Below are 23,447 nucleotides of genomic sequence, written 5' to 3' on the forward strand. Positions count from 1 at the left end.
TAGGAGTGTTTTCAGAGTGGCAGCTATAACTTTAAAAAACGTATATAAGCAGTATGGCAGTACTGAAGTTATGCATGATGTCAATATTGATATTTTAGATGGCGAATTTGTTGCGCTGGTCGGTCCGTCCGGGTGCGGTAAATCCACTTTATTGAGACTGATATCCGGTTTGGAAGATGTCAGCTCAGGAGAGGTGGTTTTCGATGACAAAGTCGTCAACACACTGTCTCCGGCAGAGCGGGAAATCGCCATGGTGTTCCAGTCATATGCACTTTACCCTCATATGACAGTATTGAAAAATCTGTCATTCGGGCTGGAAAACCTACGTATGGATAAAGAGGAAATCAAAAAGCGGATAGATATTGCTGCCAAAATGCTGGACCTCGAACCTTATCTTGATCGCAAACCAAAGGCTCTTTCCGGTGGTCAACGGCAACGTGTTGCAATTGGTCGCGCAATTGTCCGTAATCCAAAAGTGTTTTTGTTTGACGAGCCGTTGTCGAACCTTGATGCCAAGTTGCGTGTGCAGACTCGTTCAGAGATTACAAAACTCCATAAGAAACTTGAGACAACCATGGTTTATGTGACCCATGATCAGGTTGAAGCTATGACCATGGCCGAGAAAATTGTGGTTGTAAATGCAGGTCGGGTAGAACAGGTCGGCCGACCGCTGGACTTGTTTGAGCGTCCGCAGAACCGGTTTGTGGCAGAATTTATCGGCTCTCCAAAAATGAATATGTTTTCGGCCAGTGTTAAAGCCATTGGCAATGATTGTCTTGAGCTGACTTCAGTGGCGGTGGGTGATTTTACCGTCTCGGTTCAGGCAGGTGATGTGGTGGTTGGTGATACAGTGACGGTGGGTATCCGGCCGTCTCATATCGAACTGGCAGAGCAGGGAGTGGCGCTGAAAATTTCCCAGCTCGAATGCATGGGACACGAAACATTCATATACGGTGAGGTTGCAGGCGCGGCTGAAGAAACTGTCGTACATATTCCACATCATTTTGAAGCCGAAGCGGATTCAACTGTGTATCTCCATATGCCCGAACCGTTTTTGCACGTGTTTTCCGATAAGACTGATCAGGCACTGAAACGGGTGACGCTATGAATGCATTGACTCATAAAGTAGCGGAGGGCCTTGATCGCCTCATGCGTATGATTGAGGCACCCACCCTGGTATTACAGAAAAAAATTGGTATTCAACGTATGGGATACCTCTTTCTGGCGCCTAATATGGTGCTGTTCAGTTTGTTTGTATTTTTACCGGTAGGGCTGGCAATTGCTTATGCGTTTACTGGTGGTACCAATATGCTGATCTGGGACCGTCCTTATGTCGGGCTGGAAAACTTCAGCCGGTTGCTGAACTGTCAAAATTATATGGAGCCGGCGACCTGTGAATTCGATCTGTTTTGGACGGCCATTCACAATACATGGTGGTATACGTTGCTGAATTCCACCGGTACGCTGTTGATGGCGCTGATTACGGCGCTGGTATTAAACCGGCTTGTGCGCGGTAAGGCATTTTTCCGGGCGGTCTTTTTCTATCCGGTATTGTTGTCACCGGTTGTTGTTGGTCTGATCTGGAAATGGTTCCTGGCTCGTAATGGGTTGTTGAATGGGTTCATTGAGGACCTCGGTGGCGAACGCATCATTTTTCTATTGGAAGTCTTCTGGTCTCGTTTCTGGGTGGTATATATCTCCATCTGGTTTCATATGGGCTTTTTCACGTTAATCATTCTCGCAGGCCTACAGGCCATTCCGAGCGATATCTATGAAGCTGCACAGGTTGATGGCACCAGTCGCTGGCGTCAGTTCTGGCGGCTCACCCTGCCATTGTTGATGCCGAATCTGCTGGTTGTGGCGGTACTCTTGCTGATCCGTTCGGTTCAGGTTTTCGATGAAGCCTGGGTATTGACCGATGGCGGTGGACCGGGCACAGCCAATAGCTTTATTGTCCAGTTTATTTATCAGACGGCATTTAATTCCGAGGTACGTCTCTATGGTCTGGCGTCAGCGGCTTCTGTGCTCATGGGGTTGGTTTTGTTGGTGCTGACGTTGGCGCAGGTATGGCTGGCGAAGAAGTCGGAGTATTAGTAATGACAGTAACTGATAAAAGCTTTAAGAGTGTGCCGGAGGTGTTTTATGTTTAAATTTTTGTTCAGAACAAAACATCCCGGAAAAATTGATATTGCTGATATTCTTTCCTGGGCCTGGTTGTTTTTTGGGACGACCATGGTGGCCATTCCAATTGCCTGGGCAATCTTGTCTTCATTTAAAACCGAAGCGGAAGTTAACAGTTTTCCTCCGAGTCTGGTGCCGAAAGCGGCAGAGACTATTGAGCTGGACGGTCAGTCCAAACCGTTGTCAGTATGGGAATGGCATAAAGAGGGTGAAAGCGCCAAACGGGTAGCGCTGATACGTCGTATCGGCATAAAGGCAACTGTAGTGGATATACAGAATCCGGAACAGACCTATCAGGTTCCCATTTCTGAAATCACTCAGGTTAAAGGCGTACATTTTGAATGGAATAACTATACCGATCCATTGAAACAGTTTGATTTTGTCACCTACATCAAAAACACGGTGTTTGTGACATTTGTGGCCACCATTTTGACGCTGGTGCTGAATTCCATGGCGGCGTTTGCGCTGTCAAAGTATCGGTTCCGCGGCAAAAATGCCATTTTCATGTTGATCCTGTCGACCTTGATGTTACCGTTGTCGGTCATTATGGTTCCGGCGTTTATTGTCGTGGTCGGCCTGAATCTGGCGGATAATCTTTGGGGTGTTATTTTTGCAACAGTTGCCACGCCAACAGGTGTCTTCATGTTGCGACAGTATATGTTGACGATCCCGGATGATTTAATCGAAGCAGCCCGAGTGGATGCTGCATCGGAGTTTCGTATTTACTGGCGGGTAGTGTTACCACTGTGTGCTCCGGCAATTGCCGTGCTGGCTATTTTTTCGGTGATCTGGCGTTGGAATGATTTCCTCTGGCCCTTGATTGTGTTATCCAGTCCTGAAAACTATACCTTGCAGATTGGCTTGAATACTTTCCAAGGTCAGTTCTCTGTGCAGTGGCACTATATTCTTGCCATGACGGTGATCGCACTATTGCCAGTGACCGTGGTATTTCTGCTTCTGCAAAAATATATTACACAAGGCGTTGCCAGCAGTGGGGTTAAATAAGTCGTGAGCCTGAAAAAAATAGCTGAAAAAAGTGGTGTGGCCATCAGTACTGTCAGTCATGTATTGAATGGAACCGCCAAAATTTCCGAAGAAGTTCGTAACCGTGTGTTAACCGTTGCCAAGGAAACCGGCTATCTTAGCAGTCGGTTACGTCGGGCCATGCCACCGACATTGAAAAAAATTGCCCTGGTGGTTGGCTCAGAACGTTTGCGCCATACCGGCGTCAACTATGTGTCCTGGACGATCCTGGAAAGCCTGAGAAAAGAATGTACCAGTCGGAATATCGAAATTGAACCTATTCTGATCGATGATTTCGCGGGCAATTATCAGCAGATTGCTGAGCGGGTGCTGGGGTCGAAGTGTGACGGTATTCTGGTGTATTTTGATGAAGACCGGAGACTGCTTGATGAGGTATTTAAGACCGGGCTGTCCTGTATTCTGCTCGCCGGTCAGGATCCGACCATGCATGTCGGTTCTGTCGGGATCGGTGATCGTAATGGCGCGCGACTTGGTATTGAATATCTCAAAGGCCTTGGGCATAAACGCATTGGTATTATTACCTGGCCGGGGCGTTATACCATCCGTCAGCGTCAGGATGGTTTTGATGAAGCCATTCGCGAAAATGCCGCTATAGGAATGTCCGGTGTCACCATCATGCTGGAAAGTTTTCGGCCTGAGTCAGCAGAGCAGGGCATGTTTGAATGGATCGAGCAGAATCCTGATCTGCAAGGCATTACAGCGTTCTTTTGTATGGCAGATAACGTTGCCCTGGGCGCGCTGAAAGCTTTTCAGCAGAAAGGCATCAGGGTGCCTGAGGATGTCTCGATTCTTGGGTTTGATGACATTCTGGCAGGACAGATGACTCAACCGCCATTGTCGACCATTCATACGCCTTTACACCATATCGCCAAATCCGCGCTGGACGAGTTGGAATTACTGACACGAACCTCAGAGGAAGATGCTCCCGCCAAAAGAGTGGAGCTGGGATGCAGGATTATCCCCAGGCAATCCTGCCAGGCAATTGTTGAATAACGGCAGCCAGGTTATCTGACTCATTGAGCCGCTGCAGAAGCACCCCGGGGTTTTCCTGGCGGAGCATCTGAGCGGTTCATCGCAGTAGTCGAAAAATGTGCCTGATCTTGTCCCTCCATACTTTCCGTAGTTACAGATATTCCCCAACCGTCTTTATATTATGGTCGATTTCATTGAGTCGGCTTGACGGATTGATCCCATAGTCATTGCTTACCCAAATTTCAAACAGATTATCATGGCCTGTTTGCATGTCATTCCTGAAAAATATGCAGAGTTATCTGAAGCTTCTTATGGTTGTGGAGTGTCCCGTGGAGGAGCATCCAGAAGGACGATTACAGGCCACACATAATTACCTGGATAATAATATGATCAGGCGACTTTTTTATAAGTAAGTGATTACTATGTTAAATTTAAAGATAATTTCCGCCTTTTATAACCAAAAAAATTTAGAAACTGTCCTAATTAGGACATATGAGACTCTTATGTTGAAAATTGTAAAAATACTTCAAAAGTAGGAGGAGTTGTCTCTGTCATATGGTTTCAGAAACGCCGAGTATAGTGGTTGCTGTGGTTGTCAAATTTGCCATTGTGCGAATCAGATCAGACGGAAAAGTCCATAATCTGTTGGCGGTGAAGGTGTTTCGATGGGGCTGGTAGTACTTGTTCATATCCATGTCGCATTAGGAATTCTCCGGCAAAGCCATCCTGTTCGCTTTGTTGTTGGTTGTAACAAGGAAATCAGCATGTGTATAACCCACCCATTTACAAGGAATAACCCATGAATTTATTTCGCTCAGGTATGTTTGGTATGACCGCACTGCTCTTGGCAGCGTTGGCCCAGGCATCCTCTGTCAGTAACATTTTTTTTGCCGATACAGAAATAGAAGATCCTGCACAGGGCATTACCGTTGAGTACCAGATTTTTGGTAGCTCGCCACTGGCACAGCAGGAATTAAGTTTTTATTTGTCTAGTGATGAAGATGCCTATACTGGTATCAAGTTAACGTCCTTCCGGGTCAACTTTTCCTGTAGTGGATTGCCGGTGCCAAACTGTTACCCGCCTGCCGGTACGCAAACCAAGTTTATTGCTTACTCCAGTATGACTCAAGACGCGCGTGATTATCTGAATAGCGTGAAAAACCAGTGTGCGCCGGTGACCTTGTATCTGGTCGGTGGGTTGGCAGCCTTCGAGCGTACCCTGAGTCTGAATACCGCTTCTGTGGGCACGGTGAAACTACCTGATTTCCTGTTTGAGTCCGGTACTCTGGAGCCTACGGTGGCGAGTTATGATGAAACTCTGACCATTAAATATGGTCTGCGTAGTGTATGCCCTTCTTCAACACTGCCCAGTGTTGGGGTGTTCCTGACAGATACCTCCCTTCAGCCATTGGTCTACTACGGAGCAGTACAGGCCCTTGGGCCTTATGGCAGTTCACATACCTTGTCGTTAAACATCGGGGCTCCGATTGTTGGTGATTATGGGATTGCACTGGTGGCAGATATATTTGAAACCGTCGCAGAAAGTAATGAAGACAATAATATCGGTGTATTCAGTCTGACGCTGACACCACCGAGCAGCAGTGCGACAGTCAGTCATATCAACAGTCTGTTGAATGGTGGGGCGAATATTGACTTTATCGACACCACTCCAGAGTTTCACGTGATTCCAAACTTCAACAATACCTATATGCCAGTGAATAAAGGTATGACGGATTTGAATACCAAGGACTAGCTATACTGGATCGTCGTCAATGAACCCCTTATACCGGGGGGGTTCATTCTCATGACCGTTTTTTGGTGGGCTGACTCAAACAGGTGCTGTTTTAATCATGGTTGTTTTTTCAGTTGTTATAAAAACCATCTGTACTAAAATATCAGTTTTGCCGCTCTGTTGATGCTTCGTAAAAGTAGAACACAAGTTTATTCATTCGTTCTGAGAAAATTAAAAATAAAAACCGTGGAAAGCATCATACTTTTCGAAAGTAAGTCAGAAAATGCTTATTGTTGTCGTCTTTTTGTCATATCGGAAACTATTAATAGATTCTTAAAGGGGGGTATAGTGCATGTCCTGTCAACGTCGTCGGAGTAGTTGGTAACTTTTGTTGTGTAATGTTGCCAGGGGTTTTTGAAAGATAGGAGTCGTTTTTCTGCTAGCAAATGCCGCCCGGAAAGCCGTCGTTTACTGGAGTAAATGAGGACTGAGCTGACAAAGCCCGAGCGAAAGTGAATCATTTTTCAGAGACTCCGTATGTGTTGGCTTGTGTTTAATATAATAACAAAACAGGTAGCTATTATGCTTAATCAACGTAAATTCAGTCGCAGTATTGTTCGAAAAAAACATCGTGAGCCTAGTAATGCGATTGGCAGATTTTCACGAATTCTTATCACACTTTTTGCCATTCTGTTTGTGAGCAGTCAGTACCCTGCTTATGCTTTGGATAATGGCGTCAGCCGTACCCCGCCGATGGGTTGGAATACCTGGAACACCTTTGGCTGTAATATCAGTGAATCTCTGATCAGACAGATGGCCGATTCTATCGTGAGTAGCGGGATGGCGGCCGCCGGTTATAAATATGTTGTTGTAGATGACTGCTGGTTCAATCCAAACCGCGATGCTGCTGGAAACCTTCAGAGTGACCCGAATCGTTTTCCAAGTGGTATGAAAGCGCTGGGTGACTATTTGCACAGCAAGGGACTTAAGTTTGGTATTTATCAGGTTCCGGTGGATAAAACCTGTGCCCAGTATTTCAATTCATACCCAGGGGCCACCGGGAGTCGGGGGCATGAATATCAGGATGCGCGGCAATTTGCAGCCTGGGGGGTCGATTATCTGAAGTATGATTGGTGTTCTCCCAGTGGCAGTATCGATGAGCAGGTGACTACATTTGCGAAGATGCGCGATGCTCTGGCATCAACTGGCCGACCAATCGTGTACAGCATTAACCCCAACAGTATTCATGAAAAAACCGGACCGATGCGTAACTGGGGAGATGTTGCCAACATTTGGAGGACCACTGAAGACATCACCAGTCGTTGGGATACCGGACAAACAAATGGTTATCCAATGGGGGTCAAAAACATTGTCGATGTCACTGCGAAGCTGGCCGCATATGCGGCACCCGGCAGTTTTAATGATCCGGATATGATGGAAGTCGGTATTGGCAGTATGTCTGATACAGAGATGCGTAGCCATTTTGCCTTGTGGGCCATTATGGCCTCGCCGCTGATTGCTGGTAATGACATTCGCAATATGTCCTGGGCGACCAGAACCATCCTGACCAATTCAAACCTGATTGCCATTAACCAGGATTCCCTTGGGTTGCAAGGTGTTGAAATTCAGAATGATGGTACCCGCCGGGTTATGGTTAAAAAACTGGCCAATGGTGATGTTGCCGTTGCGTTGTTTAATCAGGGCAATAGTGCCACAACGATCACCACCACTGCCGCTGCCATTGGCAAATCCGGTTCTAACTTCACACTTCTGGATGCCTGGAGTGGTAATACTTCCAGTACCAATGGGGTGATTTCTGCCAATGTGCCGGCTCATGGAACGGTAGTGTATCGTGTCAGTGGCGGATCAGCTCTGGCAGGTACCTCTCTGGTGAGTGCCTCTGCCAGCCGCTGTCTGGATGATCCGAACAGCGCGACTGCCAACGGTACCAACCCGATCATCTGGAGTTGTTCCGGTGCGCCCAATCAACGTTGGGAGATCAGTGGCAAAACCGTTCAGGTATTGGGCAAATGTCTTGATGCACCGCTGAATGCCGCTGCCGGTTCAAATGTGCAGCTTTGGGATTGTAACGGTGGTAGTACTCAGAACTGGATCTTCAATGCAGATGGTACAGTGAAAAATGAATCTAACGGCCTGTGCCTTGATGTGTATAACAATGAAACAGCCAATGGAACAGAAGTGATTCTTTGGTACTGTGGTAATGTTCCCAACAGACGTTGGGTAAGGATGTAAATCGATTAACCCGGAAAGCATTTATGCCGGGTTAATAGCGGGCAGCGGTCATTAGCCGCTGCCCTTTCAGAAATGCCTGATGCGCCCCGCCAACCAATTCAGCTGTTCAACCGTGATGGCATAGCCGGGGGCATGGCGCGAATCCACATACGCCTGACGCAACAACTCAAAGCAGGAACATTCAAACGGCGAACTCTCCGGAAACGCCGATAAAAACTCAGGCTCAATACTGCCCGTTAAAGTACGTAGTTTTTCAAGATCATGGACTTTGAATTTGTAGCGGGTAAACACCAACAGGATCATGGAGTGCAGCTGCTCGGCCACTTGATGCAGTGAAGAGGCCGCTTCATTGGTCAGCCCTTCATTTGATACCAGTTCGTAAACCTTAAATTTTTCTTTAATCAAAGTTTCTGAATACGATCTGCCGCCTGGCAGGCTGTGCTTATTTATCGAACCATGGTGGGATATTGTTGGCGCATGGCGATATCGAGGTGAACGCGGATAAAGTCTTCTTTATGTTGTGTGTACTTTTCGGCGTCTTCTGAGTAAAGAGCTGCACCCGTTTTTTTGATGGCTCCATATTCATCCCTGATAGTCGGAAACATGCGCAGGTAGTCGCGAAAGGCAAGGTGTCGATAAACCTGGGGACTGCCGGTGATAAAGGCATGTACATGATGGGTGCGGTGAATTTCTCCCTTCAAAAAGAAACGGCGACCTGCGATACCGTTTTCGCCTTTGATCAGATATCCAAGAGACTGCATGCCCGCTGATTCGCTGTCTAATTGTGACAGGCTGTGAATTTCCAGCATGATATCGATGACAGGTTTGGCACTCAGTCCTTCGACGGCAGTACTGCCAATGTGATGGATTGCGGCAATATTGTTCGTGTTTAGCGTGGACAGGATATTGGTTTTCTCCTGCTCAAATGCATCTGACCAGTCTGCCTGATGAGGTACGACTTCAATGATACGCTTGGACATATATGACACTCTGAGTATGGCTTCGTTGGTAGCGATCATATCATCAGCTGTGTATAACCTATATTTTTTTTGGCGCTCAGTGATCTGTGGTTTCCGGGTCATGGTCATCACAGTTTGTCCATTCGCTGGCGTGCAACAAAATCACATCAGGATGTTCAATTCGGCTGACATAGTCTTGTATCAAGGAGGTGATCTCCATGATTTTTGGATCTGACAGTCGATCTGATAACGCGTAAATCCCCACACAAAATGGACCAATGGTTTCTATGGTATCCAATTTCTCCAGGCCATTTTCCTGAAAAAATTCATATGTACAGGCCGGATAATTCAGTATTGCATCGGTTTCCAAAACGATATCGATCGCCGTCGTCATCGAGTTGGATGAATATATCTGCCGGTTGGGTGCGTGATACAGTTGTTTCGGTGCGACATCTTTCAGTTCCGGGGTTTCGATTATCCATTCGGTCAGGCGGTTTTCGTCGGGTGTGACGGCCATAAAAGGATATTGGAACTGTTCTTCCAGATAACAGGGACGGCCGAGCAGGGGATGACCGGTGCGGACAAAACTGCCGTCGTATGCATCCAGCAATGGCAGAAATGCCACGCCGGTCTGGCGACTTAAACCCAGAATCTTGTGGCCGATGAACAGGTCAATGTCGCCACACAGTAGTTGATCCATCGAACGTAAATGGTTAGATACGTCAATATTGGCGGGTACGGTCGGATAACGTTGTCGATAGTCATAAAACAAGGTGCGAAAGAACAGTTTCCACCAGGTAAATCCGACACCGATACTCAGACCGTGTTGATGTTGCAGGCGCATGCTCTGGATTTTGTTCAGAGTATTGTCGTGTACCCGCTGCATGATTTTGGCCTGTTCCAACAGCACTTCACCGTAATGGGTCAACGCCATGCCTTTCGGGGAGCGGATGAACAGTTCTACCTGTAACGACTCTTCCAGTTTCTTGATGTTGTGGGTCAAGGTTGGCTGACTGATAAAGAGTTTTCTGGCGGCCATGCTGAGGCTTTTTTGTTCGGCGACGACCAGAAACTGTTTCAGTGATTTATCCATGTCAGAGTCTCCCAAAAATCGATGCAGTCATATTATCAGGGTATAGATTTTATCTATAGAGATGGTGAAATTATGCATTGGATTTTTGTATATATCCAAACTATTCTGCCGCCTGACCGGTCTCGACCGGTGTTGACAGTGATTGCCGGTCACAATGTTCACAGCGAGGCGCGGCTCGCAGGCAATGGTCGTTCCCTTGTCAAGAGCTGGAACGAAACTGTGGGCGTCTTGGGCTTCTCGAAGAGTGGGATCCCGGTTGCTGAGCTTAACGTAGATTTGCGAAGTGAATTCGGTGGCTCATTTAAATATGCGTTTTATTTGAGGCCCTAGCAGCATGAAAGGTTATGAGCGGGTTTGGCTGTCAATCAGGTCGCCGTTGGAAGGCAATCTCTTCAGGCATTTATTCAGGTGATATATATGAAACAATCATGGTGGCACGATGCAGTGGTGTATCAAATTTATCCACGCAGTTTTATGGACAGCAATAATGATGGCATAGGTGATATTCCCGGCATTATCAGCAGGCTCGATTATCTCAAGGAACTGGGAGTGGATGTACTGTGGTTATCACCGGTATTTAAGTCGCCCATGGATGACAATGGTTATGATATTTCTGATTATGATGATATCGCACCGGAGTTCGGTACCTTGGCGGATATGGATCGTCTGATCGAGCAGGCCGGGCAGCGTGGTATTCGTATTCTGCTGGATCTGGTGGTCAATCACAGTTCCGATGAACACCCTTGGTTTCAGCAGGCACGTCAATCTAAAGATAATCCTTATCGGGACTTTTATATCTGGCGGCAGCCGCGCGCCGATGGTTCACCTCCTAATCAATTACGGGCGGCATTTGCCGGGTCCGCCTGGGAGTTGGATGAAGCAACTGGAGAGTATTACCTGCATTTGTTCAGTAAAAAACAGCCTGATCTGAACTGGCAGAATCCCAATGTTCGCACCGAAGTCTATGCCATGATGAACCGTTGGCTGGATCGTGGTATTGCCGGTTTTCGTATGGATGTGATTGAAATGCTCGGTAAAGTGCCGGATCAGGAGGTCATCGTTAACGGTCCGGATCTGCATGACATTTTGCAGGAAATGCATCAGCAAACCCTGGCGGGCAGGGACACCTTGACCGTAGGTGAAACCTGGGCGGCGACTACGGATATTGCCAAACTATACTCCAATCCTGAACGCAAAGAATTGTCCATGGTGTTCGGTTTTGATCATATTCGGCTGTCTTACCATCCTCAGGCCGGCAAATGGCGTCCGAAGCCATTTGATCTGGTTGAACTGAAGCAAGTATTTGCTCACTGGCAGACAGAGCTGGCAGGTGAGGGCTGGAACTCACTGTTCTGGAATAATCATGACCTGGCGCGTTCGGTGTCGATTTATGGTGATGAAGGAGAGTATCGGCTGAAATCCGCCAAAATGCTGGCCACGGTGATCCATGGTATGCAGGGAACACCCTATATTTACCAGGGTGAGGAGATCGGCATGACGAATGTTCGCTTCGATCATCTTGAAGATTATCAGGATATCGAAACGCGTAATCACTATGCCGAAAAACTGGTAGAAGGCTACAACCATGATGAATTGATGGCGGCAATTCATACGCACAGTCGTGATAATGCCCGCACGCCGATGCAGTGGGATGACAGCGAATACGCCGGCTTCAGTCAGGTGACTCCCTGGATCAAGGTCAACCCGAATTATCGGGACATTAATGTTCAGCAGGATCGACATCGTCAGGATTCGCTGTTCAGACACTATCAGCAGTTGATTCGCCTGCGGAAATCTCACGAGATTCTGGTTTATGGGTCTTTCGAGCTGCTTCTGCCTGAGCATCCAACCGTGTTTGCGTATCTCCGGCACTATCAGAACAAAACCCTGCTGGTCGTAAACAGTTTTGCCCGCGAAACCGTGACGGTGGAACTGCCGGCCACATGGCAGAACTGCTCCTGTGAAACTCTGATTACGAATGATGTGGTACGGACACAACTTCCGGAAACACTGCAGCTGAGTCCTTATGAGTCGTTTATGGTGATTCTGAACCACCAGTGATTGTGAAAATTGAAATCTGTTCCGGGCCGCGCGCCCGGAAGCATGGTTAGTACTTCAATTACCGGTCGCCTTTGGTAATCCGTCTGCCTGTTGTATTTGCGCTCTCTGCACGTGTTTAACCACCCGGAATCTGCTTTTAGCTTCACTACCATTTATTTAAAAACCTCATGGTTATGTCTGTCGGCGTAAATGACGAAAACAGGCGCTTTCCTTTTTTTTCATAAAATCAATGGCTTACGGTTTCGACGGGTCTGTTACTAGCTGACGACAGTCTACTGCTTGTGAGCCAATAATCCCCAGAAAAAAGGCTTTTTATATGCGCTAAAAACGGACCGGTGAGGAACATTCGAGCAGTTTTCTGAGGTGTTTTTCTGTACTGCATCTATTTTTCTTTGATTTTCGTTTATTTTCTTTTATTTTCGTTTTTGGTTGTTTATCATTTGTGCATGATTCAATCACGGTCTTGCAGAGGTGGGTTATGAGTGAACAGATTTATGATCTGGTGGTGGTCGGGGGTGGCATAAATGGCGTTGGGGTTGCACTGGATGCCCAGGGCCGGGGACTGAAAACCGCGTTACTGGAAATGAATGATCTTGCGTCGGCCACATCCTCTGCCAGCAGCAAACTGATCCATGGTGGTCTGCGTTACCTGGAGCACTACGAGTTCCGGCTGGTACGGGAGGCGCTCAGTGAACGCGAAGTCGTGTATCGAAAAGCTCCTCATATTGTCAAACCCATGCGCTTTATTCTGCCTCATCGTCCTCATTTGCGTCCGGCCTGGATGATTCGAATCGGTATGTTTTTGTACGACACCCTGGCCAAACGTAACGTTCTGCCAGGCAGTCGGTTCCTGCGTTTTGATCCTGACCAGTCACCACTCAAGGCGGATATCAGCAAGGGTTTTGAGTATTCCGACTGCTGGGTGGATGACGCCCGTCTGGTGGTTCTGAATGCCATGCAGTTACGCGATAAAGGCGGAGACGTGTTTACCCGTCATACGTTCACCGGAGCCAGTCAGCAGAACGGCGTTTGGCATATTAATACCCGGGATGAAACCACTGGGCAGATGCGGCAGATTCAGGCCAAGGCATTGGTGAATGCGGCCGGACCATGGGTTAAAACGTTACTGACCCAACAAATGCAGCGTACCAGTCCGCGTGGTATTCGACTCATTAAGGGTAGTCATATCGTCGTGCGCAAATTCCATAATCAACCGCAGTCTTACATTCTGCAAAACGAAGATGGACGGATTGTGTTTGTAATTCCGTACCTGGAAGAATTTGCGATCATCGGTACTACGGATGTCGAACATAAAGGGAGTGCCGAAACCGCCCGTATTTCGGCCGAAGAAGTCGATTATCTCCTTAACGTAGTCAATACCCACTTTACCCAACAATTGTCCACTCAGGATGTGGTTTGGTCCTATTCCGGGGTCAGACCGTTGTGTGATGATGAGTCTGATTCTCCTCAGGCAGTGACCCGAGACTACACTATAGAACTGGAGAGTGAAGACCAGGCGCCATTGTTGTCTGTGTTTGGTGGCAAGCTCACGACTTACCGTAAGTTAAGTGAAGCGGTCATGAAAAAACTGGCACCATTCTTCCCGGCCATGGGGCCATCATGGACCGCTGACAGTGTTTTGCCAGGAGGCGAGACCGGTCTGGATCTCAATGCCTACATTCGCGGGTTAAAACAGAAATATCCGTTTTTGACACCCACAAACATTCAGCGGTTGGTGACTACATACGGTTCACAAGTGGAAGTCTGGTTAAATGATGTTAAATCGGCAGCAGATCTGGGTGACGACTTTGGCCATGGTTTCTATCAAAAAGAAGTGGATTATCTGTTACAGTACGAATTTGCAATGACGGCTGAAGATGTACTCTGGCGACGTACTAAAATGGGGTTGTTTTTAACCGCTGAACAGCAGCAGGCAGTGACGGAATATGTACAGGCGAATTGCCGTTCTGAAGTGGAATTGGATGTTAAGGCACGCACTGCCTGAAAAAATCGGTAACCATCGATGTAGCGAGTAGACCCTGCTTGGAGGATAAGCGGGGTTTACGTATCAGCGGGACAGAATAAAACTTATTTAAGTTCGCCCGATAATAATAAGAGAGTGAATTATGAGCGAATATATCCTGGCGATTGATCAGGGTACTACGAGTACCCGGGCAATATTATTTACCCATGCCGGCCAGCCGGCATTTATATCCCAGCAGGAATTTCCACAGCATTTTCCGCATGATGGCTGGGTTGAACATAATCCGGATGATCTTTGGCAGACCACGGTTTCCGTGTGCCATGATGTCATTGCGCAAGCCGGTATTTCCGCGGAAAAAATTACCGCTATCGGTATTACCAATCAGCGTGAAACCACTCTGGTTTGGGATAAAAACACTGGCAAACCCGTGTACAACGCAATTGTCTGGCAGGATCGCAGAACGGCTGACCTCTGTGTGCGATTACGGGCAGAAGGTTTGACGGATAAAGTACGGCAAAAAACCGGTTTGTTGGTTGATCCCTATTTTTCCGGCACCAAAGTACACTGGATTCTCAATGAAGTGGACGGTGTCCGGCAGCGTGCTGATAACGGCGAATTACTATTTGGCACCGTAGACAGTTATCTGATTTGGAAATTGACCGATGGCAAAGTGCATGCGACCGATGCCACGAATGCCGCGCGAACCATGTTGTTTAATATTCATACTCAGCAGTGGGACGAAGAGCTGCTGAATATTTTGGGCATTCCGGTTGCCATGTTACCTGACGTTAAAGACAGTGCCGCTGATTACGGTCAGGCGTCTGCAGAATTTTTGGGTTCGCCCTTGCCGATCGCGGGGGTGGCCGGTGATCAGCAGGCGGCGCTGTTTGGTCAGGCCTGTTTTCAGCCAGGAATGTGCAAAAGTACCTATGGCACTGGTTGCTTCATGATTATGAACAGTGGCGACAAGCCATTGTTATCTCATAATCAATTACTGACCACCGTTGGCTACCGCCTGGGTGGAAAAGTGACTTACGCACTGGAAGGCAGTATTTTTATGGCGGGTGCGACCATGCAATGGCTGCGTGACGGGATAAAAATGATCGAACATGCCGCCGACAGTGAACGGCTGGCGGCTCACTGTCACGTTGATCAATCGGTGTATCTGGTTCCTGCGTTTACCGGCCTGGGTGCACCACACTGGGATCCCAAAGCCAGAGGGGCTATCGTTGGTATGACCCGGGACACCGGTATTGCTGATATTGTGGCTGCGGGTCTGCAATCTGTTGGTTATCAGACACGGGATTTACTCGAGGCCATGAAATCTGACGGCGTACAAACACTTACTGCGTTACGTGTGGATGGCGGCATGGTCGTCAATGATTGGGCCATGCAGTTTCTGGCAGACATTCTGCAACTTCCGGTAGAGCGACCTCAGGTGACGGAAACCACGGCGCTGGGAGCGGCTATGTTGGCAGCCCTGCATCTGGGTCTTTATGATTCCCTCGAACAGTTGCAACAGCATTGGCAATGTGAAAAGACGTTTAACGCGACATTGGATGATCAAACCGTTGATCGTCTTTACAGTGGCTGGCAAAAGGCTCTGTCAGGGATCAAGCAAATTTCCTGATATCTCCATCACTGACCAAAGGCCACACAGGGTGGTCTTTGGGGTTTCCCCTTTCAATCGTTTTTCTGTTTGTGAATCATTCCAAAATAGTTAACAGGCTTTATTGTTTTAGCTGATGCATGTTTTTAATGATGCTCCTAACGATTCTCGCTCTTAAAAATATAACACCAGTGGAATAGGGGCTGTTATTAACCCAATGAGCGCCTGTATTCGGTTACAAATACAATCAGCAATGGTTTCCCAGCCTTTCATCATGCATCGTCAGTAGCTGTCGAAGTGCGTATTACCCACCCACTCAGATCAATTAAATAACTCAAATATCAACGCTTGCTGACAAATTTTGTTGACTCCTATGATGTGAAATGCATACTACGCAAACGATTGCGCAATCGTTTGCTATTTGGAATCCTTAACAATAAGAAGAGATCCGATGAAGAAATCGAGATTACTGAATTCTGAACTGTCTGCTGTCATTGCCCGTATGGGGCATATGGATGAAATCACGGTCTGCGATGCGGGGTTGCCTGTTCCGACTGCGGTTTCCCGTATTGATCTGGCGGTTGAGCATGGCCTGCCATCTATGCTGCAGGTGCTCGATACGGTGCTCAGTGAGCTTAAGGTTGAATCCGTCATCCTTGCCAGTGAATGTCAAAGTGTCAGTCCTGAATTTCATCAGCAGCTTATCGATATCCTCGCTGCTCAGAACTATCCCATTGAAATCAACTACATTAGTCATGAGGCCTTCAAACAACAAACCCATGAGAGTAAGGCCATTGTGCGCACCGGTGAGTTTACTCCGTACGCCAATATCATTCTTAAATCCGGTGTGGTTTTCTGAGGTGGCGATATGACACAGCCGATTTTAATGCTGCAGAATATTGAGAAATCTTTTCCCAGCGTCAAAGCACTGGACCAGGCCAGTCTGAATGTTTATCCCGGTAAAGTGATGGCGCTGGTTGGCGAAAACGGTGCTGGTAAGTCAACTCTGATGAAGGTGTTAACCGGTATCTATCAACGCGATTCAGGTGTGATCGAGTATCAGGGGCAACCCTGTCAGTTTAAAGGTCCCAAAGATTCTCAGGATCAGGGCATCGGTATTATTCATCAGGAACTGAACCTGATTCCGGAATTAAGCATCGCGGAAAATATCTTTTTGGGCCGGGAGCCCACGCGGTACGGAAAAATTCAGTGGCAACAATTGTATGCTGATGTCACCAAATTGCTCGACCGACTCAAAATAAAACACCACCCACGTACCCGGCTGGGAAACCTCAGCATTGGTGAGCAACAGATGGTGGAAATTGCCAAGGCGCTGTCGTTTGAATCCAAGGTCATCATTATGGATGAACCAACGGATGCTCTGACTGATACTGAAACGGACAACCTGTTTGAGGTCATCAAGGAGTTGCGCGACCAAGGCCATGGTATTGTTTATATCTCTCATCGGTTGAAAGAAATTTTCCATATTTGTGATGATGTTACTGTCCTGCGTGATGGAAAATTTATTGCTGAAAGTCCAGTTCAGGCACTAACCGAAGATCGCATTATCGAACTCATGGTGGGGCGTTCTCTGGAAGATCAGTTCCCCAGCGTGGATGTTTCACTGGGTGATGAATGCCTCACGGTCAATGGCCTATGTGGACCGGGTGTCGATAATGTCAGTTTTAGTTTGAAGAGCGGTGAAATTCTCGGTTTTTCCGGGTTGATGGGCGCCGGGCGGACGGAGCTGATGCGGTTGTTGTACGGCGCTGCAAAAAAATCCAGTGGCAGTATTTCACTCAATGGTGAGGTGTTGCAGATTGGTTCGCCGAACGACGCACTTGCTTCTGGCATCGCCTACGTTTCGGAAGATCGAAAGAAAGATGGTCTGGTTTTGGAACTGTCGGTGAAAGAAAACATGACTCTAAGCAGCCTGGCCGAGTTTTGTAACAACAGTGGCCGTATTCACCATCACCAGGAACAGCAGGCCGTGCAGAATTACATTGATGTCTTCCACATCAAAACACCCGGCCAGAAACAGATCATCAAGAATTTATCCGGTGGTAATCAGCAGAAAGTCGCGATTGCCAAAGGCGTGATGAAACAACCAAAAGTGTTGATTCTCGACGAACCCACCCGCGGTGTGGATGTGGGTGCGCGACAGGAAATATATCAGTTGATCAATCAATTCCGTCAGCAAGGCATGGCAATCATTTTGGTGTCTTCTGATATGCCGGAAATTCTTGGTATGAGCGATCGCATTCTGGTGATGTGTCAGGGCAAATTAACCGGCGAATTTTTACGAGAACACGCCAGTCAGGAAACATTGATGGCCGCCGCAGTAGGCAACGAATCCGAGGTAACCGCATGACAACCAAAACAGTGACCCGAACACACGAGGGCAACCCGCAGATTTTCAGTAAAGCCTGGTTTTTTGAACAAAAATCCCTGATTGCTTTAATGCTGTTAATTATTGTGGTGTCGTTGATCAGCCCTAATTTTTTCAGTATCGACAATATGCTGAATACGTTGAGACAAACGTCAGTTAACAGCATTATTGCAGTCGGTATGACGCTGGTTATTATCACAGCCGGTATTGATCTTAGTGTCGGTGCCGTCCTGGCCCTGACTGGTGCGTTTGCCGCAAGTCTGATTGCGAAAGAAATGAGTGTTTTCCTGGCGGTACCGATCACCCTGATTGCAGGTCTGTTATTAGGTGGTTTGAGCGGTGTGATCGTTGCTAAAGGCAAGGTTCAGCCCTTTATTGCCACGCTGGTCAGTATGACGGCTTTACGGGGTATTACCATGGTCTTCACCGATGGTCGACCGATCTCAACCGGTTATACCGACAACGCCGATATGTTCAGCTGGCTGGGTACCGGATATCTGTTTGGTGTGCCGGTACCGATCTGGATTATGGTCATAACATTTGCTGCCGGCTGGTACCTGTTGAACCACACCAAAATCGGTCGTTATATCTACGCGCTCGGTGGTAACGAAGAAGCGACCCGTTTGTCGGGTATCAATGTCGACCGGGTAAAAATTATTGTGTATGCACTTTGCGGTCTAACAGCAGCGATCGCCAGTATCATCATTACCGCACGTCTTTCTTCAGCGCAGCCCACTGCCGGGCTGGGCTATGAATTGGATGCCATTGCCGCCGTTGTACTGGGTGGCACCAGCCTGATGGGGGGCAAGGGCCGAATTATGGGCACGCTTATTGGCGCGTTAATTATCGGCTTTTTGAATAATGCGCTGAACCTGCTGGATGTGTCGTCCTATTACCAAATGCTTGCCAAGGCATCGGTCATTTTGTTGGCCGTCATCGTTGACAATAGAAACAAATAAATACAAAAAAATGAGGAATACTCTATGAAAAAAATGACCCGTCTGATTTCTGCAGTGGCGGCGATTGCCACATTGGCGTTTTCTTTTGGTGCGCACGCAGCAGAGCAAAAGAAACTGGCACTGGTGGTTTCAACGTTAAACAATCCGTTCTTTGTGTCCATGAAAGAAGGGGCAGAACAAAAAGCGGCAGAACTCGGGTACGAACTGGTGGTGCTCAGCTCAAATAATGACCCTGCCAAAGAAATGGCTAACGTCGAAGACTTAATTACCAAAAGAGTTGCTGCCATCCTGATCAATCCGGCAGATTCTGACGCAGTCGGTAATGCCATTAAAATGGCCAACCGAAGCAAGATTCCGGTCTTTACTCTGGATCGTGGCGCCACTCGTGGAAAAGTGGTTTCTCACATTGCCTCCGATAACGTTTCTGGCGGCAAAATGGCTGGCGACTATATCGCTGAAAAACTGGGTAAGGGGGCTAAATTAATCCAGCTGGAAGGTATTGCTGGAACCTCAGCTGCAAAAGATCGTGGCAAGGGTTTTATGCAGGCTGTTCAGGCCAATGGTTTTAAATTGTTGGCTACTCAGCCAGCGGATTTTGACCGTGCCAAAGGTCTGGACGTGATGGAAAACCTGCTAACGGCGCATCCGGATGTTCAAGCCGTTTTTGCACAGAATGATGAAATGGCCTTAGGTGCGTTGCGTGCTGTCAAAGCTGCGGGCAAGCATGTGCTGATCGTTGGTTTCGATGGTACAGATGAAGGTATTGCTGCGGTAAAAGCAGGCGATATGGGGGCCACTGTTGGTCAACAACCGGCATTGATTGGTGCGCTGGGTGTCGAAACTGCCGTGAAAGTATTGACGGGTGAAAAGGTCGATGCATACATTCCGGTACCGTTGCAGGTTATTAACTAAACCGGTTGGTTATGGTTCTTTATGGTGGCTCGTTGACGATGTCTTCGGGCCATTTCTTAAAATTTCCCAATGGAAGATCGCATGAAAAAACTCACTGTCCTTGGTAGCGTAAACGTCGATCATGTTTTGCAACTCAACCATTTGCCCAAACCGGGCGAAACGGTATCGAGCGAAAGTTATCAGGTATTGGGTGGTGGTAAGGGTGCTAATCAGGCAATGGCAGCTGCCCGAATGGGGGCTGACATTACTTTTATCGCTTGTGTGGGCTCCGATGCTATCGGTCATCAACTGGTCGATAGTTTTGCATCCGCCGGTATCAATACCGCCGGAATAGAACAGATTGCCGGTAGTAATACCGGTACGGCAATGATCTTTGTGGATGCCAATGGGGAAAACTGCATTGGCATTTCTGCGCAGGCCAACGCACATTTAACATCAGACTGTATTCAGACCAAAAGGACGTTTATAGAAACTGCCGATGCGTTGTTATTGCAATTGGAAACTCCGGTCGAGGGAGTCATATTTGCAGCACAGGTGGCAAAGGATTCTGGCACCAAAGTTATCTTGAACCCGGCACCGGCCAGCGAATTACCGGATCATTTATTGGCCATGGTTGACTTGATTACCCCCAATGAGACGGAAGCTGAACGATTAACCGGTATTCGTGTAACTGACGAAGCCACAGCAGCCCAGGCTTGTGATGTTTTGCATGGCAAGGGTATTGCCGAGGTGTTAATTACGTTGGGTGCGCGAGGTGTCTGGTACAGTAATGCTGGAGTCGGCGAACGTTATACCGGTTTTTCAGTAAAAGCAGTGGATACCACTGCGGCCGGTGATTGTTTTAATGGTGCGTTAGTGGCCGCGTTATTAAAAGACAATGCCATGTCGGATGCGGTAACATTCGCTCAGGCGGCTGCGGCGCTGTCGGTTACCCGAAGTGGTGCTCAGGATTCCATTCCGGAACTTTCCGAGGTGGTCGCTTTTATCGAACAGCATTGATCCGGTCATAGGGAGAAAAGTTATTGTCGGTTACCATTAAGGACGTCGCGAAGCTGGCCAAGGTTTCCACGACGACCGTCTCGCACGTATTGAATGAAACCCGATTCGTCTCTGAAGAATCAAAAGCAGCGGTGCTCTCTGCGGTAAAAGCGCTGAATTATGCACCGAGTGCCGTTGCGCGCAGCCTGAAGGTTAAAAACACCAAAACTCTGGGCATGCTGGTAACCACCACGTTAAATCCATTTTACGCCGAAGTGATCAAAGCCGTTGAAAAAAACTGCTATCGTGAAGGCTACAATCTGGTGCTTTGCAACACCGATGGTGACCCGGAAAAAACCGACTCTTATCTGAAGATGCTGCTGCAAAAGCGAACTGATGGCATTCTGGTGATGTGTACCGAATACGATAACGGCCTGTTCAAAGCCATAACTGCCCAAAGGGATCTGCCCATGGTGGTAATGGACTGGGGACCGACCGATGAATATCTGGATCGCATTCAGGATAACTCTTCACTCGGTGGTCTGATCGCCACACAACACCTGATTGAAAACGGCCACACTGACATTGGTTTTATTGGTGGCCCAAGTAACAAAATTCCTGCGCTGGGGCGTTATGATGGCTTTAAGCAAGCCATGGCCAACGCCGGACTGACAATCAACCCGGACTGGGTCATTGAGTCTGACTTCGAATGCGAAGGGGGTAAACTGGCAATGCGCCAATTACTGGCACAGGATCAAAAACCGAGTGCGGTGTTTATCGCCAATGACACGATGGCTCTGGGAGCGTTGAGCGAAGCGCAACTGTCGGGCATTCGGGTGCCGGAAGATCTGTCAGTAATCGGCTACGACAACATCTCCTTCTCAGCACATTTCTATCCACCGTTGACCACAATTAACCAGCCTAAAAACCGGTTGGCGAAAATGGCGGTACATACCCTGATCGAACGTCTGGAACACCCTCGCAAGCAAGGGCGAACGTTATTGATTGAACCTGATCTAGTCGTGCGCTCATCCGTTGCTAAAGTGGCTCAGAAGAATAAGTTGCCTCAAAAAAAATAGGAATGGTTTTCCAGCAGGCTGGAGGGCGACGTTTGACAAGAGATTCTCAACCAGTATCACAAAAAATACTGCTCAACAGCCAGTTCCGGTTTTTCGTGGCTTTATTCAAAAAAAGGACTTTCACGGGTCTGAGTGGTGATCCGTAGGGACAAACGGTTCCAACTGAACGGCTGTAAAAAAGATTCTTGAAAAATATCTGCGCCACGCATCGGATCGAAAACTTCAGGGAATTATTAGTTTTCTATAGTATCTGGCCCTGTATTCTTGGGCGACAAAATCAATAGCTTGTTGGTCGTTTTGATGCTGACGATATTGCTCCTGAGAATGGTTGTTCTAGAGTTGGTGAAGGAGTAGTAATCAGATATCTCCAGCACGGTGGCAATAAACAGATGTGTGCTGCAAAGGTATGGCTGTTTATGTATCGTGTATGGTTCTGACAGGCGGTGGTGACGATTTTGGAAGCTAGGAGAAAATGGTGAATATCATTAAAAAATTGTTCTTTAAAATAGATAGTATAGTGGTTGGGGCAATACATGCGTCGATTTTAAAGGGGGACTTTGAGGAAGCTTGGGAGCTCAGTTATTCGCTAGCACAGCGCTCTCATAGAAAGGGCAATTGTATTAACTTTGCGGAGGCTATTCATCAATGTGTCGAAGTGCTCGGACATGACTACTCCCAGAAACAATTGATTGGAGTAGTGGAGTTGTTTTTAAGTTCAAACTGTAGAAGCCCAACCTTAAAGGATGAAGGGATGAAGTTATTGAGTTTTTTGAAGAAAGAGAACCTAACAGACCTGAATAACAAAATGCAGAAAGAGTTACAAAACAAGTTTCCTGATTAAGATAGCGATTTTCCTGTCAATTCACACCAACCGCCCCCACTGGATCTGTTCCGTGTAACGGGCCAACCTGCTACCTCCAAACCCGAACCGCTTCCACCTACCAATACAACGGCTTTGGCGACCTGACCTACCTGCCATTCGGCCCTGTCACCGGATTTACCTACGGCAACGGTATCCAGCAACGTTACACCTACGACCTCGACTACCGGCTCACCGACCTGAGCAGCCGCGTGCAGGACTGGGCCTATCACTACGACCTTAACAGCAACATCGAACAGATCCAGAACCTCACCGACAGCACCCTGGATCAGACCTTCAGTTACGATGAACTCAACCGTCTGACCGAAGCCGATGGCAGTTACGGCCTGTACCAATACCGCTATGACAGCGTAGGCAACCGG

General features: G+C 47.8%; 20 protein-coding genes. 16 read left to right on the plus strand and 4 right to left on the minus strand.

What is annotated here, in order from left to right; genetic code table 11:
- Nucleotides 1-16: 16 nt before the first annotated feature.
- The 6 genes from ACQY6I_RS22885 to ACQY6I_RS22910 all read left to right on the plus strand — a co-directional run bounded on the left by ACQY6I_RS22885 (nt 17) and on the right by ACQY6I_RS22910 (nt 8,182).
- Nucleotides 17-1,108 (plus strand): ABC transporter ATP-binding protein, encoded by a 1,092-nt coding sequence (locus ACQY6I_RS22885; RefSeq protein WP_428243917.1) that lies wholly within the window; start codon nt 17-19, stop codon nt 1,106-1,108.
- The gene (locus ACQY6I_RS22890) at nt 1,105-2,094 is read left to right on the plus strand and encodes a carbohydrate ABC transporter permease (RefSeq protein WP_428243919.1); all 990 of its coding nucleotides are present in this window, start codon (nt 1,105-1,107) and stop codon (nt 2,092-2,094) included. The genes ACQY6I_RS22885 and ACQY6I_RS22890 overlap by 4 nt, the downstream gene beginning before the upstream one ends.
- Before the next feature lie 48 nt (nt 2,095-2,142).
- Entirely contained in the window at nt 2,143-3,186 is a 1,044-nt protein-coding gene (locus tag ACQY6I_RS22895; protein WP_428243920.1) for a carbohydrate ABC transporter permease, read from the plus strand.
- 3 nt (nt 3,187-3,189) lie between these two features.
- Nucleotides 3,190-4,218 (plus strand): LacI family DNA-binding transcriptional regulator, encoded by a 1,029-nt coding sequence (locus ACQY6I_RS22900; protein WP_428243921.1) that lies wholly within the window; start codon nt 3,190-3,192, stop codon nt 4,216-4,218.
- Between the two features lie 778 nt (nt 4,219-4,996).
- Nucleotides 4,997-5,950: a hypothetical protein gene (locus tag ACQY6I_RS22905; protein ID WP_428243922.1), complete on the plus strand. Its 954-nt coding sequence runs from the start codon at nt 4,997-4,999 to the stop codon at nt 5,948-5,950.
- Between the two features lie 561 nt (nt 5,951-6,511).
- A complete protein-coding gene (locus tag ACQY6I_RS22910) occupies nt 6,512-8,182 on the plus strand; it encodes a glycoside hydrolase family 27 protein (protein WP_428243923.1) in 1,671 nt (556 codons plus the stop codon).
- Nucleotides 8,183-8,248: 66 nt separating this feature from the next.
- Here ACQY6I_RS22910 and ACQY6I_RS22915 read toward each other — a convergent pair whose 3' ends face one another.
- From ACQY6I_RS22915 to ACQY6I_RS22925, 3 genes are read right to left on the minus strand one after another with little or no spacing between them, the layout of a single operon-like run.
- Entirely contained in the window at nt 8,249-8,587 is a 339-nt protein-coding gene (locus tag ACQY6I_RS22915; RefSeq protein ID WP_428243924.1) for a hypothetical protein, read from the minus strand.
- Nucleotides 8,588-8,628: 41 nt separating this feature from the next.
- A complete protein-coding gene (locus ACQY6I_RS22920) occupies nt 8,629-9,201 on the minus strand; it encodes a GrpB family protein (protein WP_428243925.1) in 573 nt (190 codons plus the stop codon).
- 37 nt (nt 9,202-9,238) lie between these two features.
- On the minus strand, nt 9,239-10,234 hold the full coding sequence (locus ACQY6I_RS22925; RefSeq protein ID WP_428243926.1) for a LysR family transcriptional regulator: 996 nt from the start codon (nt 10,232-10,234) through the stop codon (nt 9,239-9,241).
- A gap of 417 nt (nt 10,235-10,651) precedes the next feature.
- Between ACQY6I_RS22925 and ACQY6I_RS22930 the strand changes: the two genes are divergently transcribed.
- From ACQY6I_RS22930 to ACQY6I_RS22975, 10 genes are all read left to right on the plus strand, one after another.
- A complete protein-coding gene (locus ACQY6I_RS22930) occupies nt 10,652-12,295 on the plus strand; it encodes a glycoside hydrolase family 13 protein (protein ID WP_428243928.1) in 1,644 nt (547 codons plus the stop codon).
- A gap of 478 nt (nt 12,296-12,773) precedes the next feature.
- Nucleotides 12,774-14,300 (plus strand): glycerol-3-phosphate dehydrogenase, encoded by a 1,527-nt coding sequence (gene glpD / locus ACQY6I_RS22935; protein ID WP_428243929.1) that lies wholly within the window; start codon nt 12,774-12,776, stop codon nt 14,298-14,300.
- Nucleotides 14,301-14,421: 121 nt separating this feature from the next.
- On the plus strand, nt 14,422-15,909 hold the full coding sequence (glpK, locus tag ACQY6I_RS22940; protein WP_428243930.1) for a glycerol kinase GlpK: 1,488 nt from the start codon (nt 14,422-14,424) through the stop codon (nt 15,907-15,909).
- Nucleotides 15,910-16,339: 430 nt separating this feature from the next.
- On the plus strand, nt 16,340-16,747 hold the full coding sequence (gene rbsD / locus ACQY6I_RS22945) for a D-ribose pyranase (protein WP_428243931.1): 408 nt from the start codon (nt 16,340-16,342) through the stop codon (nt 16,745-16,747).
- Nucleotides 16,748-16,756: 9 nt separating this feature from the next.
- A complete protein-coding gene (gene rbsA, locus ACQY6I_RS22950) occupies nt 16,757-18,259 on the plus strand; it encodes a ribose ABC transporter ATP-binding protein RbsA (RefSeq protein ID WP_428243932.1) in 1,503 nt (500 codons plus the stop codon).
- Nucleotides 18,256-19,236 carry a ribose ABC transporter permease gene (rbsC, locus tag ACQY6I_RS22955; protein ID WP_428243933.1) on the plus strand — a complete coding sequence of 327 codons (981 nt, stop codon included), beginning with the start codon at nt 18,256-18,258 and terminating at the stop codon, nt 19,234-19,236. The genes rbsA and rbsC overlap by 4 nt, the downstream gene beginning before the upstream one ends.
- Before the next feature lie 24 nt (nt 19,237-19,260).
- Complete coding sequence (gene rbsB / locus ACQY6I_RS22960; protein ID WP_428243934.1) at nt 19,261-20,148, plus strand: ribose ABC transporter substrate-binding protein RbsB; 888 nt, start codon at nt 19,261-19,263, stop codon at nt 20,146-20,148.
- 81 nt (nt 20,149-20,229) lie between these two features.
- A complete protein-coding gene (gene rbsK / locus ACQY6I_RS22965) occupies nt 20,230-21,147 on the plus strand; it encodes a ribokinase (protein ID WP_428243935.1) in 918 nt (305 codons plus the stop codon).
- A 23-nt stretch (nt 21,148-21,170) separates the two neighbouring features.
- Nucleotides 21,171-22,205, plus strand: coding sequence for a substrate-binding domain-containing protein (locus ACQY6I_RS22970; protein ID WP_428243936.1), 1,035 nt, complete (start codon nt 21,171-21,173; stop codon nt 22,203-22,205).
- 475 nt (nt 22,206-22,680) lie between these two features.
- Nucleotides 22,681-23,046, plus strand: coding sequence for a hypothetical protein (locus ACQY6I_RS22975; protein ID WP_428243937.1), 366 nt, complete (start codon nt 22,681-22,683; stop codon nt 23,044-23,046).
- Here ACQY6I_RS22975 and ACQY6I_RS22980 read toward each other — a convergent pair.
- A partial coding sequence (locus ACQY6I_RS22980) for a hypothetical protein (protein WP_428243938.1) occupies nt 23,043-23,447 on the minus strand: 405 nt, incomplete at its 5' end. The two genes, ACQY6I_RS22975 and ACQY6I_RS22980, sit on opposite strands and share 4 nt — an antisense overlap.

Origin of the sequence: Gynuella sp. (genome assembly GCF_050297175.1) — a bacterium.
Lineage (GTDB): Bacteria > Pseudomonadota > Gammaproteobacteria > Pseudomonadales > Natronospirillaceae > Gynuella.